This window comes from Candidatus Pseudomonas phytovorans (assembly GCA_029202525.1).
Taxonomy (GTDB): Bacteria; Pseudomonadota; Gammaproteobacteria; order Pseudomonadales; family Pseudomonadaceae; genus Aquipseudomonas; species Aquipseudomonas phytovorans.
Genome location: CP119325.1, coordinates 1,708,236 through 1,723,276, shown reverse-complemented (window position 1 = coordinate 1,723,276; position 15,041 = coordinate 1,708,236). Strand labels below are relative to the sequence as shown.

Annotated in this window: 15 protein-coding genes and 1 tRNA gene; 11 read left to right on the top strand and 5 right to left on the bottom strand. The window is 62.0% G+C overall.

Annotated features, from left to right (window positions below):
• Positions 1-40 precede the first annotated feature (40 nt).
• Positions 41-733 (bottom strand): uracil-DNA glycosylase, encoded by a 693-nt coding sequence (gene ung / locus P0Y58_07660; GenBank protein ID WEK32063.1) that lies wholly within the window; start codon positions 731-733, stop codon positions 41-43.
• A gap of 125 nt (positions 734-858) precedes the next feature.
• Here ung and P0Y58_07655 point away from each other — a divergent pair, with 125 nt between their 5' ends.
• Complete coding sequence (locus P0Y58_07655) at positions 859-1,965, top strand: enoyl-CoA hydratase/isomerase family protein (GenBank protein WEK32062.1); 1,107 nt, start codon at positions 859-861, stop codon at positions 1,963-1,965.
• A gap of 28 nt (positions 1,966-1,993) precedes the next feature.
• On the opposite strand, the gene P0Y58_07650 is transcribed toward P0Y58_07655, so the two are convergent.
• The gene (locus tag P0Y58_07650) at positions 1,994-2,440 is read right to left on the bottom strand and encodes a hypothetical protein (protein ID WEK32061.1); all 447 of its coding nucleotides are present in this window, start codon (positions 2,438-2,440) and stop codon (positions 1,994-1,996) included.
• A 212-nt stretch (positions 2,441-2,652) separates the two neighbouring features.
• On the opposite strand from P0Y58_07650, the gene P0Y58_07645 reads away from it, so the two are divergent.
• From P0Y58_07645 to P0Y58_07625, 5 genes are all read left to right on the top strand, one after another.
• Positions 2,653-4,134: a diguanylate cyclase gene (locus P0Y58_07645; GenBank protein ID WEK32060.1), complete on the top strand. Its 1,482-nt coding sequence runs from the start codon at positions 2,653-2,655 to the stop codon at positions 4,132-4,134.
• Positions 4,127-4,339: a cysteine-rich CWC family protein gene (locus P0Y58_07640; GenBank protein WEK32059.1), complete on the top strand. Its 213-nt coding sequence runs from the start codon at positions 4,127-4,129 to the stop codon at positions 4,337-4,339. The genes P0Y58_07645 and P0Y58_07640 overlap by 8 nt, the downstream gene beginning before the upstream one ends.
• Positions 4,340-4,348: 9 nt before the next feature.
• Positions 4,349-5,041, top strand: a complete 693-nt coding sequence (locus P0Y58_07635; GenBank protein WEK32058.1) for a pseudouridine synthase — start codon at positions 4,349-4,351, stop codon at positions 5,039-5,041.
• 447 nt (positions 5,042-5,488) lie between these two features.
• On the top strand, positions 5,489-6,376 hold the full coding sequence (locus P0Y58_07630; GenBank protein WEK32057.1) for an alpha/beta hydrolase: 888 nt from the start codon (positions 5,489-5,491) through the stop codon (positions 6,374-6,376).
• A 111-nt stretch (positions 6,377-6,487) separates the two neighbouring features.
• Positions 6,488-6,561 (top strand) — tRNA-Gly (locus tag P0Y58_07625).
• On the opposite strand, the gene P0Y58_07620 is transcribed toward P0Y58_07625, so the two are convergent.
• Positions 6,550-6,729, bottom strand: a complete 180-nt coding sequence (locus P0Y58_07620; GenBank protein ID WEK32056.1) for a hypothetical protein — start codon at positions 6,727-6,729, stop codon at positions 6,550-6,552. The genes P0Y58_07625 and P0Y58_07620 overlap by 12 nt on opposite strands.
• Here P0Y58_07620 and P0Y58_07615 point away from each other — a divergent pair.
• The 4 genes from P0Y58_07615 (at position 6,728) to P0Y58_07600 (ending at position 10,384) form a co-directional block, all read left to right on the top strand.
• On the top strand, positions 6,728-8,434 hold the full coding sequence (locus tag P0Y58_07615) for a SulP family inorganic anion transporter (protein WEK32055.1): 1,707 nt from the start codon (positions 6,728-6,730) through the stop codon (positions 8,432-8,434). The genes P0Y58_07620 and P0Y58_07615 overlap by 2 nt on opposite strands.
• A 185-nt stretch (positions 8,435-8,619) precedes the next feature.
• A complete protein-coding gene (locus tag P0Y58_07610) occupies positions 8,620-8,940 on the top strand; it encodes a type II toxin-antitoxin system RelE/ParE family toxin (protein ID WEK32054.1) in 321 nt (106 codons plus the stop codon).
• On the top strand, positions 8,937-9,224 hold the full coding sequence (gene nadS, locus P0Y58_07605) for a NadS family protein (protein WEK32053.1): 288 nt from the start codon (positions 8,937-8,939) through the stop codon (positions 9,222-9,224). Before P0Y58_07610 ends, nadS begins: the two co-directional genes overlap by 4 nt.
• Before the next feature lie 149 nt (positions 9,225-9,373).
• Positions 9,374-10,384, top strand: coding sequence for a DUF4917 family protein (locus tag P0Y58_07600; protein ID WEK32052.1), 1,011 nt, complete (start codon positions 9,374-9,376; stop codon positions 10,382-10,384).
• A 46-nt stretch (positions 10,385-10,430) separates the two neighbouring features.
• Here P0Y58_07600 and P0Y58_07595 read toward each other — a convergent pair whose 3' ends face one another.
• Positions 10,431-11,645 (bottom strand): SAM-dependent methyltransferase, encoded by a 1,215-nt coding sequence (locus P0Y58_07595; GenBank protein ID WEK32051.1) that lies wholly within the window; start codon positions 11,643-11,645, stop codon positions 10,431-10,433.
• 167 nt (positions 11,646-11,812) lie between these two features.
• Positions 11,813-12,430, bottom strand: coding sequence for a TPM domain-containing protein (locus tag P0Y58_07590; protein ID WEK32050.1), 618 nt, complete (start codon positions 12,428-12,430; stop codon positions 11,813-11,815).
• 187 nt (positions 12,431-12,617) lie between these two features.
• On the opposite strand from P0Y58_07590, the gene bglX reads away from it, so the two are divergent.
• Positions 12,618-14,909, top strand: a complete 2,292-nt coding sequence (bglX, locus tag P0Y58_07585; GenBank protein WEK32049.1) for a beta-glucosidase BglX — start codon at positions 12,618-12,620, stop codon at positions 14,907-14,909.
• Positions 14,910-15,041 lie beyond the last annotated feature (132 nt).

Genomic DNA, 15,041 nt, shown 5'->3' with positions numbered 1-15,041 from the left:
GGGCAAGCCCGCGAAGCAGGCGACGCGGTATTTCAAGTGATCACAGCGGCGGCAATGCCCAATTGATCGGCGCCAGCCCGCGCTGTTCGAGGAAGCTGTTGGTCCGGCTGAAATGCCCACAGCCCAAGAACCCGCGGTAAGCCGACAACGGCGACGGATGCACCGACTTCAGCACCAGGTGCCTGGTCCCGTCGATCAGCTTCTGCTTGCTTTGCGCATGCGCGCCCCACAGCAGGAACACCACGTTCGGGCACTGCTCGCTGACCACCTGGATCACCCGATCGGTAAAGAACTCCCACCCCTTCTTGGCATGCGACGCCGCATTGGCACGCTCCACGGTCATGGTGGTGTTGAGCAGCAGCACGCCCTGCTCGGCCCAGCTTTGGAGGTAGCCGTGGCTGGCGATCGGGATGTTCAGGTCGCGCTGCATTTCCTTGTAGATATTGACCAGCGACGGCGGCGTGGCCACGCCAGGCTGCACCGAGAAGCACAGGCCGTGTGCCTGGCCCGGGCCGTGGTAAGGGTCCTGCCCGAGGATCACCACCTTGACCTGGTTCAGCGGTGTCGAGTTGAGCGCGTTGAAAATCAACGGCCCTGGCGGGTAGATCTCCTTGCCGGCTGCGTACTCGCCACGCAGGAACTCGCGCAGCTGGTGCATGTAGGGTTGCTCGAATTCACCGCGCAATGCGGCCTTCCAGCCGGGTTCGAGTTTGATGCGATCGTCGTCAGTCATGGGGCCATCCGTAAACAATGGCGCGACACTAGGTAAGCCCTCCCCGCTTGTCAAACGATCCGACCGACGACCGGCATGTTCGGTCAGGCAGGCCATACTTGTGCGATGACTGAGCGAGGTAGTCCATGGCCATTCATTGTGAGGTACTCACCGGCGCCGACGGCGCCCGCATCGGCATCGCCACCCTGGATGCGCCCAAAGCACTCAATGCCCTGAACCTGCCGATGATCGAGGTGCTGGGCGACCAACTCCACGACTGGGCGCGCGACCCTGGGGTCGTCTGCGTGCTGCTGCGCGGTAACGGCGCCAAAGCCTTCTGCGCCGGGGGTGATGTGCGTGCGCTGGCGCAGGCCTGCCGTGACCACCCCGGCAGCGTACCGCCCCTGGCGGCCACCTTCTTCGCCGCCGAGTATCGGCTGGATCATGCCCTGCACACCTACCCCAAGCCGCTGCTGTGCTGGGGCCACGGGCATGTGCTGGGCGGCGGTATGGGGCTGCTGCAGGGCGCCAATGTACGCATCGTCACGCCCAGCAGCCGATTGGCCATGCCGGAAATCAGTATCGGCCTGTACCCCGATGTGGGGGCCAGTTGGTTCCTGGCCCGGCTGCCGGGCAAGCTGGGGTTGTTCCTGGGCCTGACGGGTGCGCCAATCAATGCGCGCGACGCCCTTGATCTGGGCCTGGCCGACCGTTTTTTCGGCGAACACCAGCAAGAGGCCCTGATCGAAGAGCTGCTGCAACTGAACTGGCAGGAGCAGACCGCCCTGCAACTGAACAGCCTGCTCAAGGCCGAACAGCACCGCGCCTGCGCCGAGCTGCCCGCAGCCCAATGGTTACCACGGCGGCGGGTCATCGATGCGTTGCTCGACGTGGCCGATGCTGCTGCGGCCTGGCGGGCGCTGGAGGGGCTCAAGCAGCATGACGACCCACTGCTTGCAGACGCAGGCCAGCGGCTGCACGAGGGCTGCCCGCTGACCGCGCACCTGGTGTGGGAGCAGATTCGCCGGGCACGGCACCTGTCGTTGGCGCAGGTGTTCCAGATGGAATACAGCATGAGCCTGAATTGCTGCCGCCACCCTGAGTTCAGCGAGGGCGTTCGCGCCCGCTTGCTGGACAAGGACAACCACCCCCGCTGGCACTGGCCGGATGTGGCCCAGGTGCCAGCGGCGGTGGTCGAGGCGCACTTTTCCAAGGTGTGGGAGGGGAGGCACCCTTTGGCAGATCTTGGTTGAGATCTGCAATCTGGGGCGCTTCATTCACCTAGCGCTGCCAGTTGCCCCCTCGCCCCTGTCCGCGCTGGTCATCGCCGCGCCCGCCGTCATTGCGCTGCCCGTTGGAATGCCAGTCACGCTGCTGGTAGCGCTGGCTGCCATCACGATAATCGTGCCGGTCCCGATCCTGCCCGTAGTCCTGCCGCTGGCGGTTGCCGTAGTCATTGCGAGGGTTGCCGTGCCACTGGTTCATCCCCGGCTGCGGTTGCGGGCGATAATAAGGCGGCGGTGCCGAACGGTAGTAGCGCGGCGCTGGCTGGTAGTAATAACGCGGCTGCGGTGTCACGTAGTAACGGTCGTAGCGGTAATAACCCGGCGCGACATAGCGGTCGGTGGAGTAGTAATCCGAGCGGTAATAGCCCCCGCTCTCGTAATACGGGGCGCAGGCAGAAGTCATCAGCCCTAGCAGGGCGATCAACAGGATTCGGTAGGACATGGCGGCCTCCTGGACCGCTGGAGTGCCCGAACAGCGGCGCTGGCGAGCGTCGATGCGTAATGCGTTCATCGACACTGATTCAGACAGCGAAGCCGAGGTGCAGTGCCATTTCTGCAATAATTTGATACACGTGCGATAACCCTGAAAAACTTGCAGTCATTTGCCGGTCATCTCACTAGAATGGGCGCCCAGGCACACATCACGGGAAGATCATGCCGCTACGTTCCGCTCTGTTTTCGCAGCGCTCGCTGATCTTTACCCTGCTGGTGCTGCTGGCCTGCGGCTTCCTCGCCACTTCACTGCTCAGCTACTTCGCCTCGCGCAGCGCTATCCGCGACGGCATCATCAATACCGAGTTGCCGCTGACATCCGACACTGTCTATTCGGAAATCCAGAAGGACCTGATCCGCCCGGTGTTGATCGCCTCGATGATGGCCCAGGACACTTTCCTGCGCGACTGGGTGTTGTCCGGCGAGCAGGATACCGAGCGCATGACACGCTACCTTGGTGAAGTCATGGGCAAGCAGGAGATCTTCACGTCCTTTTTCGTGTCTGATCGCACCCTCACCTATTACCAGGCCAAAGGGGTGCTCAAGAAGGTCGAACCCGACACCTGGCGCGATGCCTGGTATTTCCGCCTGCGCGACCTCAAGGCCCCCTATGAAATCAACGTCGACCTGGACATGGCCAACCAGGACAGCCTGACCGTCTTCATCAACTACCAGGTACACGACTACCAGAACCGCTTCATCGGTGCCGCCGGCGTCGGGCTGAGCGTATCGTCGGTGGTCAAACTGATCGACCAGTATCAACGCCGCTACCAGCGTTCGGTGCTGTTCACCGACGCCAAGGGCAAGGTACTGATGACAGGTTCCGAAGGTGGCCCGCATGGTTTGCGGGTCGGCCAGCCGCTCAGCGACAACCCCGAACTGAATGACTTACTGGCAGAGCAGTTGGTGCCCGGCGAAGGCAGCCACGAATACCGCGACAGTGACAACCACAGCCATTTCCTCAACGTGCGCCACCTGCCCGAACTCGACTGGTACCTGTTGGTCGACAAGCGCGAAACCGGCGCGCTCGACCGCATCCGCCACTCCCTGTACCTGAACCTGGCCATCTGCGCGATGATCACCCTGGTGGTGCTGGCACTGGTGCATGCCATGGTCCGCCGTCACCAGGCCAGCACCGAAGCCCTGGCCACCCTCGACAGCCTCACCGGCCTGCCCAACCGGCGCAGCTTCGACCTGCTGGCGGCCCAGGCCCTGCACGAAGCCCAGCGCGACAGTGGGCCGCTGGTGGCATTGCTGATCGACCTGGACCACTTCAAGGCACTGAACGACACCCACGGCCACCTGGCAGGCGACGAAGTGCTGCGCCAATTCGCCAATGTACTGCAAGGCAGCCTGCGCCAGTCGGATATACTGTGCCGCTGGGGCGGCGAGGAATTCATCGTGCTGCTGCGTGAAACCGAGGGCCGCCAGGCCATTGAAGTGGCCGAAAAGATCCGCCGCCGCACCGAACAGTTGACCTTCAGCTACGAAGAAAAACCGCTGCGCCTGACCACCAGCATCGGCATGAGCAGCCTGCAACCAGGGGATACCCTGCACGCCCTGCTGACCCGCGCCGACCGTGCGCTCTATCGTGCCAAGCAGGCCGGCCGTAACCGCGTCTGCAGTGAAACCCACCATGAATGACAGCCAACACTGCCCCGCTTGCGGCGCACTCAACCAATGCAGCCTGGCCGACCCGCGCCGCGCCACCCAGGCCTGCTGGTGCTACGGCGTGAGTATCGATCCCGCCGTGCTGCAGGCGCTGCCCGCCGAGTTGCGGAACAAAGCCTGCCTGTGCCCGCGCTGCGCTGCCGTTGAAGAACAACTCCGATCCACCACTGCTCACTGACCTGTTGCGATGCGCCTCGACCGTTTTCTTGCCAACCTTCCCAGCCACAACCGCCAGCAAGTCCGCCTGATGCTGGCGCAACGCCGTGTGCGGGTGGATGGCCAAGTAGTCAGTGACCCGCTGACCGAGGTACGCGAATTCAGCCGTGTCGAGCTGGACGACCAATTGCTCCAGGCCGGCCGCCCCGCGCGTTACCTGATGCTGCACAAGCCCGCTGGTTGCGTCAGTGCCACCCAGGATCCGCAACACCCCACCGTGCTCGACCTGCTGCCCACAACATTACGCGATGACCTGCACATTGCCGGGCGCCTGGATTTCAACACCACCGGGTTGATGATTCTGACCAACGATGGCCAGTGGTCACGGCGCCTTACCCAGCCTGCTACCAAGCTGCCCAAGCACTACCTGGTGGAAACCGAGGACGAGATTGGCGACCATTACGAGGCCAAGTTCCGAGAGGGTTTCTACTTCGCCTTTGAAGACCTCACCACCCTGCCCGCCCAGCTGGACATCCTTGGCCCGCGTCAGGCGCGACTGGCGATCGTCGAAGGGCGTTATCACCAGGTCAAGCGCATGTTCGGGTTCTTCGACAACAAGGTGGTGGGGTTGCATCGGGAGAGCATGGGGGCGATCCGCCTGGACCCGGGGCTGGCGCCTGGGGAGTTTCGTGAGCTGACGGCTGAAGAAGTAGCCACTGTCTAAGTCGCCTGCTCGGGCCTCTTCGCGGGCACGCCCGCTCCCACAGGTACCCCACACTGTTCAGGACATGTGTTATCCCTGTGGGAGCGGGCGCGCCCGCGAAAGGGCCGGAACAGACAGCACAAGGTCGTCATACGACCGCTCAGCGACAAAAGTCACATTTATCCCCGAACGGCACTTGCGCGATCGCTGACCCACTGCTTGAATCCAAATCGTCAGTCTGCATGTGACTACCAAGTCACGATCGCAGTCGAGACGCCTTTTGCCGGCTACCCAAGGCCTCGATGCCTTGGGGCACGGCAAATTGCCCGCCAAAAACAATACCGTCGACGCAAGTGCCAAGGATCGACACAGGGCCCCCCGGATACTCTTCAGGCAAATGCCTACCTGTCATAAAGAACGTGCACCCTAGGTGACGCGAATACCCTTTTTGCGCCAGGAGTCGATGACATGAGGCCAGAAATTGCTGTACTTGATATCCAAGGTCAGTACCGGGTTTACACGGAGTTCTATCGCGCGGAAGCGGCCGAGAATACGATCATCCTGATCAATGGCTCGCTGGCTACCACCGCCTCGTTCGCCCAAACGGTACGTAACCTGCACCCGCAGTTCAACATAGTACTGTTCGACCAGCCGTATGCCGGCAAGTCCAAACCGCACAACCGCCAGGAACGTCTTATCAGCAAGGAGACCGAGGCGCATATCCTCCTTGAGCTGATCGAGCACTTCCAGGCAGACCACGTGATGTCTTTCTCGTGGGGTGGCGCAAGCACGCTGCTGGCGCTGGCGCACCAGCCACGGAACGTGAAAAAGGCGGTGGTGAGTTCGTTCTCGCCAGTGATCAACGAGCCGATGCGTGACTACCTGGACCGTGGCTGCCAGTACCTGGCCGCCTGTGACCGGTATCAGGTCGGCAACCTGGTCAACGACACCATTGGCAAGCACCTGCCATCACTGTTCAAGCGCTTCAACTACCGGCACGTCAGCGGCCTTGATAGCCACGAGTACGCGCAGATGCACTTCCACATCAACCAGGTGCTGCACCACGACCTGGAACGAGCGCTGGATGGGGCGCGTAATATCGACATACCCGTGCTGTTCGTCAACGGCGACCGCGACGAATACACCACGGCCGAAGATGCCCGGCACTTCGGCAAGCATGTGGGCAGAAGCCAGTTCAGCGTGATCCGCGACGCGGGCCATTTCCTCGACATGGAAAACAAGACCGCCTGCGAAAACACCCGCAGCGTCTTGCTTGGTTTCCTCAAGCCGACCGTGCGTGAACCTCGTCAACGCTATCATCACGTACAACAGGGGCAGCATGCATTGGCCATCTGAGCAGCTCGGCGCCCTCTGGCAGATACCCGCAGACTACAGGGTGCCGACAAGCTTTTTTATAACTTGGGCTTCTAATTCGTGGAAGGTTCTGGTAAAAAGTGCTGCGCAGACGCGGGTATAGTTTAGTGGCAAAACGAAAGCTTCCCAAGCTTTAGTTGAGGGTTCGATTCCCTCTACCCGCTCCACATCGCATTCCAGCATGACGTTCCAGCAACGTCATCGCAGTCAAAAGGAGCCTTGGCTCCTTTTTTCGTTTCTGCCCCCCTCCCTTTGATCTGCCCCATGGCCATTTCCCTAACGATCCGCTTCAATGCGTAGATGGTTTCGTGAAACATTTCGAAAGGAAGACGCATGTTTCTCTCCCGCTGGCTACCGGGCCTTGCCAACCTGCTGCACTACCGACGCGAGTGGCTGCATGCCGACGTGCAGGCCGGGCTCTCGGTAGCGGCAATCCAGATCCCCATCGCCATCGCCTACGCGCAAATCGTCGGCCTGCCGCCCCAATACGGCCTGTATGCCTGCGTCCTGCCGATGATGGTCTATGCCCTTGTTGGTAGCTCGCGCCAACTCATGGTCGGCCCCGACGCGGCCACCTGCGCGATGATCGCCGGGGCCGTGGCACCACTGGCCATGGGCGACCCCCAGCGCATCGTCGAACTGTCGGTGATCGTCACGGTGCTGGTCGGCGTAATGCTGATTGCCGCCGGCCTTGCCCGGGCCGGCTTCATCGCCAGTTTTTTCTCACGGCCAATCCTGATCGGCTACCTCAACGGCATCGGCCTGAGCCTGATCGCCGGGCAACTATCCAAGGTGGTGGGGTTCAAGATCGAAGGCGACGGTTTCATTCTCAGCCTGATCAACTTCTTCCAGCGCCTGGGCGAAATTCACGTGGTCACGTTGCTCATCGGCCTCGCCGCGCTGGGCCTGCTTATCTGGCTGCCGCGGCGCTACCCGCGCCTGCCGGCAGCACTGATGGTGGTGGCGCTGTTCATGCTGCTTGTCGGCCTGTTTGGCCTCGACCGCTTTGGCGTCGCCATCCTCGGCCCGGTACCTGCCGGCATTCCACAACTGGCCTGGCCACACAGCAACCTGGCGGAAATGAAGAGCCTGTTACGCGACGCCCTGGGTATCGCCACCGTCAGTTTCTGCAGCGCCATGCTTACGGCACGCAGCTTTGCCGCCCGGCACGGCTACGCGATCAACGCCAACCACGAATTTGTCGCCTTGGGCGTCAGCAACCTGGCAGCTGGGGTTTCTCAGGGTTTTGCCATCAGCGGCGCCGACTCACGTACTGCCGTAAATGACATGGTGGGTGGCAAAAGTCAGCTGGTGGGCATCATCGCTGCGCTGGTCATTGCCCTGATCCTGCTGTTCTTTACAGCGCCCATGGCGTGGATCCCGCAGGCTGCATTGGGCGCGGTATTGTTGATGGCCGGCTGGGGGCTGATCGACATCAAATCGCTGGGGCGTATCCGCCGCCTGAGCCGCTTCGAGTTCTGGCTGTGCCTGCTGACCACGGTCGGCGTGCTGGGCCTGGGCGTGCTGCCCGGTATCGTGTTTGCCGTAACCCTGGCGATCCTGCGCCTGCTGTACAGCATCTACCAGCCCACCGATGCCGTGCTGGGCTGGCTGCCGGGCACCGAAGGTCAGGTCGACATCCGCAAATTCAAGGACGCGCGTACCGTGCCGGGCCTGGTGGTGTACCGCTTCGACGATGCGATCCTGTTCTTCAACGCCGACTACTTCAAAATGCGCCTGCTCGAAGCCGTGCAAAGCCAGGACCAGCCCAAAGCCGTGCTGTTCGATGCCGAAGCGGTCACCAACATCGACGTCAGCGGCATCGCTGCCCTGCGCGAAGTGCGCGACACCCTGGCAGCACAGGGCATCTTCTTCGCCATCGCACGCGCCCGCGGCACGTTCCTGCGCATGCTGGTGCGCTCGGGGATGGCGCGAGAGATGGAAGACAAACTGCTGTTCGGCTCGGTACGGGCGGGGATTCGGGCGTATCGGGTTTGGCGCAACCGGAGCCGCAGTGTGCCGGTTGCAGAGCAGGGCTGAACCTGGCGCTCTTGCTACCGGTTCAACTGCTGTAGAGAAAAGGACTACCCGGCTCTCAGAAAGGGATGATCGGCTAGTTGCGACCAGATTCGCTAGCCTCGCTATCCCGCCTGAAGTAAGGCCAGGCAGTCCTTTTCTGTAGCACTGGGCAACCGGAAGCTACGCCATTGGCGTACCAATCTGCTATGCTTTTCACCGAAACAACCTTGTTTACCAAGCGAGTCAAAGAACTCCTCGATGACGATGCCTACCGCCTACTGCAAGTCAGGCTAATGGTTTCGCCTGAGGCAGGGGATGTGATTGAGGGGACGGGCGGCCTGCGCAAAATACGTGTGGCCGCAAACGGCCACGGAAAACGAGGCGGCGCCAGAGTTATCTACTACCACTTCATATCCAGATCACAGATAGCCATGCTCTATATCTACTGCAAAAATGATCAGCCCGACCTGTCCAGTGAACAACGCCAGGCACTGAGGTCGATCATCGAACACTGGAGGCCTGCATGAACCGTTTTTTTGACGAGTTGATGGAAAGCGTTCAACAGATGGACGACATCGTCCAGGGTAAGCGTGCACCCTCTCGTGAATTCGAGATCGATGCACTCCAGGTCCGTAGTATTCGTAAGGCGACAGGGCTCACGCAAGCACGCTTCGCCGAGATCATCGATGTTCAGGTAGCAACTTTGAGAAATTGGGAACAGGGGCGGCGAGAACCCACTGGACCTGCCAAGGCGTTACTGCGTGCAATACGCAACGATCCTGACCATGTATTGAAGGCCTTGGCTCACTGACAAAACCGTGCAGCGTTCAATAGCCTAAAGTTTCCGGCGATGGGCCAATCCAGGCAACACAATGCCCTTGCCTCGACACCAACCCTCGCACGCCTTGCATCACATGCTAAAGTCGCCCCCGTTCCCCGCTCCGCCCAACGGACTTAAGCATGCCCGCACTTGACGCCACTCTCACCCCCTGGCCAGAACTCGCCGCCCGCCATCCCTGCGACGCCCTGCTACTGGGCAACGGCGCCAGTCGGGCAGTGTGGAAGCCGTTCAGTTACTTCTCGCTATATGAGGAAGCGCAACGCGCCGGGCGCAAGAAAGGCTTGGCAATCAGTGACCAGGCGCTGTTCAAATCCTTGGGCACGGAGCTGTTCGAGCCCGTGCTCAGCGCTCTCAACACCACCGTGCGCGCCAACGCCGCGCTGGCCATCAACTCCACCGCGCCGCTGAACCGCTACTACTCGATCAAGGAAGCGTTGATCCACGCCGTGCGCACCGTGCACCTGCCTTGGCCACTGATGCCGCCAACCACCCTGGCAGCCCTCAACCAGGCCCTGCGCGGCTACCGCAGCGTCTACACCAGCAACTACGACCTGCTGCTGCCATGGGCCGTGCAACACGCCCCGCACGGCTTCGCCAAGCTGTTCGACGAGCAAGGCTTCTTCGATGTACGCCGCACCCAAAGCGAAGGCACTCGGGTGCTGCACCTGCATGGCGGCCTGCACTTGCTCAAGCTACCCGACGGCACCACCCGCCAACGCAGCGCCGACAACGCCGAACTGCTCGGTGGCTTTGCGGTGAACATTCCGGGAGAGGTGCCGCTGTTCGTCAACGAAGACCGCAGCGATGAAAAACTGCGGGCCATCCGCCACTCCGATTATCTGAGCTGGTGCCTTGGGCAATTGGCCCAAGAGAGCAAAGGGCTATGCCTGTTCGGGCAGCACCTGGACAGCAGCGACCAGCACCTGCTCGAAGCCATCCGCCAGGCCCGGCCACAGTATCTGTCGATCGCCATCAGGCCGTTGAGCGAGGCCTCGGTGATCAATCAGAAGCAACATTACATTGATCGATTCGGGGATCTAGCGGGGACGCAGGTGCATTTCTTTGATGCCAGTACGCATCCGTTGGGGCTGGCAGATCTGGCAATCGCGCCACCCGCCGCCCGACGCTAGTACGCGCCCCGCAGGAGCGCGCCCGCAGGCTTGCCGGTGGTTGCCATCAGAGCAACCCATCCGCCCGCAATAACGTCTCCAGGCAATGCTCCTGCACCCCGTAGAAGCCCTTGAGCTGGCCTATCTTCTCCAGCAAAGCCCCGTTGTCTCCTGCCTTCTGCCGCTTCACAGCAAGAATCATCTTGTTCTTGTTGGTGTGCTCCAGGGAGATGAACTCGAACACCTTGGTTTCGTAACCGCAGGCTTCCAGATAGAGCGCACGCAGGCTGTCGGTCAGCATTTCGGCCTGTTGGCCCAGGTGCAGCCCGTACTGCAGCATGGGTTGCAGCAACCCTGGGCTGTGCAGTTGCGGACGGATCTGCTTGTGGCAGCACGGCGAACACATGATGATCGCGGCGTTGCAGCGGATGCCGGTATGGATGGCGTAGTCGGTGGCGATGTCACAGGCATGCAAGGCGATCATTACTTCGATGGCCTCGGGCACCACGCTGCGTACATCACCGCACTGGAATTCCAGGCCTGGGTGCTCCAGGCGCGAAGCAGCAGCGTTGCACAAGTCGACCATGTCCTGGCGCAGTTCTACACCGGTGACCTGTGCCTCGCGGCCCAGGCTGTTGCTCAGGTAGTCGTGCATGGCGAAGGTCAGGTAGCCCTTGCCCGAGCCAAAGTCCGCCACCCGCAGGGCTTGCCCGGCCGGCACCGGGGCGCTGGCCAGGGCGTGGTCGAAGACCTCGATGAACTTGTTGATCTGCTTCCATTTGCGCGACATCGACGGGATCAACGCACCCTGTGCATCGGTTACGCCCAGGTCACGCAAAAACGGGCGCGACAGCTCCAGATAACGCTTCTTTTCGCGGTCGTGGCCGCTGCTGGCAGTGACTTCACGCGGTGCCTGCGCGCCGTGACGCTGCAGCATCGGCTTGCCCTTTTTGCTGAAGGTCAGCTGTACTTCGCCGTCATTATCGAACAGGTGGGCGTTGCGGAAGCTGTCAGGCAGCAGCTCGGCGACCAGCGCCTGGGCCTGGTCCAGCGGCAGGTTACGGGTGATGTCGCGGGTCTGGTGGCGGTAGACCAGCGACAGGCACGGCTGGCCCTTGACCTGCAGCGGCTTGGCAATGATCCGTTGCAAGGTCTGATCGGCACCGACATGGCGCGCCAGCACCAGTTTGACCAAGGTGTTGCCGTGCAGGGCGGCGTTCAGCAGGTCGAGAAACTGAGCGCGGGCATCCGGCGCGGACGGGGCAGTATTACTGGCGGACATGAAAAAGAGGCCTTGGGTAGCGGAATGCATATTCTACCGTGTGCCCGGCACCCTGTGGGAGCGGGCGTGCCCGCGAACACCGGCACAGCCGGTGCCAGACACCGTGTCGCCTGTTTCGCGGGCACGCCCGCTCCCACCGGAATTGCGTTAAGCCATCGGACTACGAATCAATCGAGGATAACCAGGCGGTTAGGCAGCTCGTTACGCGCATGAGTAGGCGGCACATGCTCGCTGAGCAGTTCGCCGCAGGCATCGACGCACTCGACGAAGCCCTGCAAAGTCCGGCCTTGACGTACCTGCTCGGCAAAGCGCGCGACGATAGACGCGCGGGCTGTGGCATTCAGGTAATGCTCGATGCCGCTGTCGACCAGTATCTCCACATGCCGCTCCGCCTCGCTGACGAAAATCAGCACACCGGTTGCGCCTGCGGTGCGCTGCAGGTTCTGCTCACGAAACTGCTGGCGGGCCAGCCGTGAAGCACGCCAGCGACGCAGGGCACGGGGAATCAGCCAGCCGGCCAGGCGCGGGTTGCGCAGCAGCAGGCACAAGCCGACGAACAGCAGCACGTTGGCCACCAGCAAGCCACGCACGCTGGGCCAACCCAGCAGCCAATGCAACAGGCCTGGCACTGCCAGCGCCAGCACGGCGGCCCACAACAGTGGCCAATAGGCGTAGTCATCGGCACGGCGGGCCAGCACCGTCACCAGTTCGGCATCAGTGCGCCGTTCGGCACGCGCAATGGCTTCGGCAATCTGCCGTTGATGGTACTCGTCGAAGGGGGTCATGCCGTCGGTCTCTTGAGCGTTCTTATTGTTGTTGTCCCGGCATTCGGGGCTTCATCCGCAGGCGACATATTCAGGCATAATCCGCTGCTGGAAAGTAAGCCTGCGAATCGTACAACAATAGCCGCCTGAAAACTTCGGCCGCGCGCGTATCACCCCTGGATACGGCAGAGGCCCCACAACGGAATTGATGATGAAACTGTCTTTGCTGGGCCTGGCCATGGGCCTTGCCAGTCAGGCGGCCCTTGCCGCCCCCTACGCCCCGCCCCTGCAGGACAAGCAGGCGTTCATCGAGCACCTGATCAGCCAGATGACCGAAGCCGAGAAAATCGGCCAGCTGCGCCTGATCAGCATCGGCCCGGAAATGCCCCACGAAAAGATCCGCGAAGAAATCGCCGCCGGCCGCATCGGGGGCACCTTCAACTCGCGCACCGCGCCCGAAAACCGCCCGATGCAGGATGCGGCCATGCGCAGCCGCCTGAAGATCCCGATGTTCTTTGCCTACGACACCATTCACGGCGAACGCACCATTTTCCCGATCGGGCTTGGCATGGCCGCCACCTGGGACATGGACGCCGTCGCCAAAGTCGGCCGTACCTCAGCCATCGAAGCCTCGGCCGACGCCCTGGACATGACCTTCGCACCGATGGTCGATATCGCCCGCGATCCGCGCTGGGGCCGTACCAGTGAAGGTTTCGGCGAGGACACCTACCTGACTTCGAAGATCGGCCAGGTGATGGTGCGCTCGTTCCAGGGCAGCAGCCCCGCCAACCCCGACAGCATCATGGCCATCGTCAAGCACTTCGCACTGTATGGTGCAGTGGAAGGCGGGCGCGACTACAACACGGTCGATATGAGCCTGCCGAAAATGTACAACGATTACCTGCCGCCCTACCGCGCTGCGCTCGACGCCGGTGCTGGCGGCGTGATGGTGGCGCTGAACTCGATCAACGGTGTGCCGGCTACCTCCAACACCTGGCTGATGAACGACCTGCTGCGCAAGGAGTGGGGCTTCAAGGGCGTGACCATCAGCGACCACGGCGCCATTCAGGAACTGATCCGCCACGGCGTCGCCCGCGACGGCCGTGAAGCCGCCAAGCTGGCGATCAAGGCCGGCATCGACATGAGCATGAACGACACCCTGTACGGCGAAGAGCTGCCAGGCCTGCTGAAGTCCGGCGAAGTGACTCAGGCCGAGCTGGACCAGGCGGTGCGCGAAGTGCTGGGTGCCAAGTACGAGATGGGCCTTTTCAAGGACCCGTACGTGCGCATCGGCAAGGCTGAAACCGACCTGAAAGACTATTACAGCAACGACCGCCTGCACCGCGAGGCCGCGCGTGATGTGGCACGCCGCAGCCTGGTACTGCTGGAAAACAACCGCCAGACCTTGCCGCTGAAAAAGGCCGGTACCATCGCCCTGGTCGGCCCACTGGCCGACGCACCGATCGACATGATGGGCAGTTGGGCCGCCGACGGTAAGCCGATGCATTCGGTGACCGTGCGCGAAGGCCTGCGCCGCGCCGTGGAAGGCAAGGCCAAGCTGGTCTACGCCAAAGGCTCCAACGTCACTGGCGACAAGGCAATCCTCGACTACCTGAACTTCCTCAACTTCGATGCCCCGGAAATCGTCGACGACCCGCGTCCGGCGGCCGTGCTGATCGACGAAGCGGTCAAGGCAGCGAAACAATCCGACGTGGTCGTGGCAGTGGTAGGCGAGTCCCGTGGCATGTCCCACGAATCTTCCAGCCGCACCACCCTGGAAATCCCGGCCAGCCAGCGCGAGCTGATCAAAGCCCTGAAGGCCACCGGCAAGCCACTGGTGCTGGTGCTGATGAACGGCAGGCCGCTGTCGATCGACTGGGAGCGTGAACAGGCTGACGCCATCCTCGAGACCTGGTTCGCCGGTACCGAAGGCGGCAATGCCATCGCCGACGTGCTGTTCGGTGACTACAACCCGTCCGGCAAGCTGGCCATTACCTTCCCCCGTTCGGTCGGGCAGATCCCGATGTACTACAACCACACCCGCATCGGCCGGCCGTTCACCCCTGGCAAGCCCGGCAACTACACCTCGCAATACTTCGAGGAACCCAACGGCCCGCTGTACCCGTTCGGCTATGGCCTGAGCTACAGCAGCTTCGAGCTGTCGGGCCTGAAGCTGTCGAACAAAGACCTGAAGCGCGGCGACACCCTTGAGGCCAAAGTGACGGTGGCGAACACCGGCAAGGTAGCAGGTGAGACCGTAGTGCAGTTGTACCTGCAGGATGTGTCGGCGTCGATGAGCCGCCCGGTCAAGGAATTGAAGAACTTCCAAAAGCTGATGCTCAAGCCGGGCGAGTCGCGCACCTTGACCTTCCGCATCAGCGAAGACGACCTGAAGTTCTACAATGGCCAGCTGCAGCGGGTTGCCGAGCCAGGGGAGTTCAATGTCCAGGTCGGGCTGGATTCCCAGGCAGTGCAGCAGCAGAGCTTCGAACTGCTGTAACTGAAAGGTGGCCTGTACCGGCCCTTTCGCGGGCTTGCCCGCTCCCACAGGTACTGCACAGATCCATCGGGCTGTGAGTATCCTGTGGGAGCGGGCAAGCCCGCGAAGAGGCCGGCCCCGATATCCCAATCA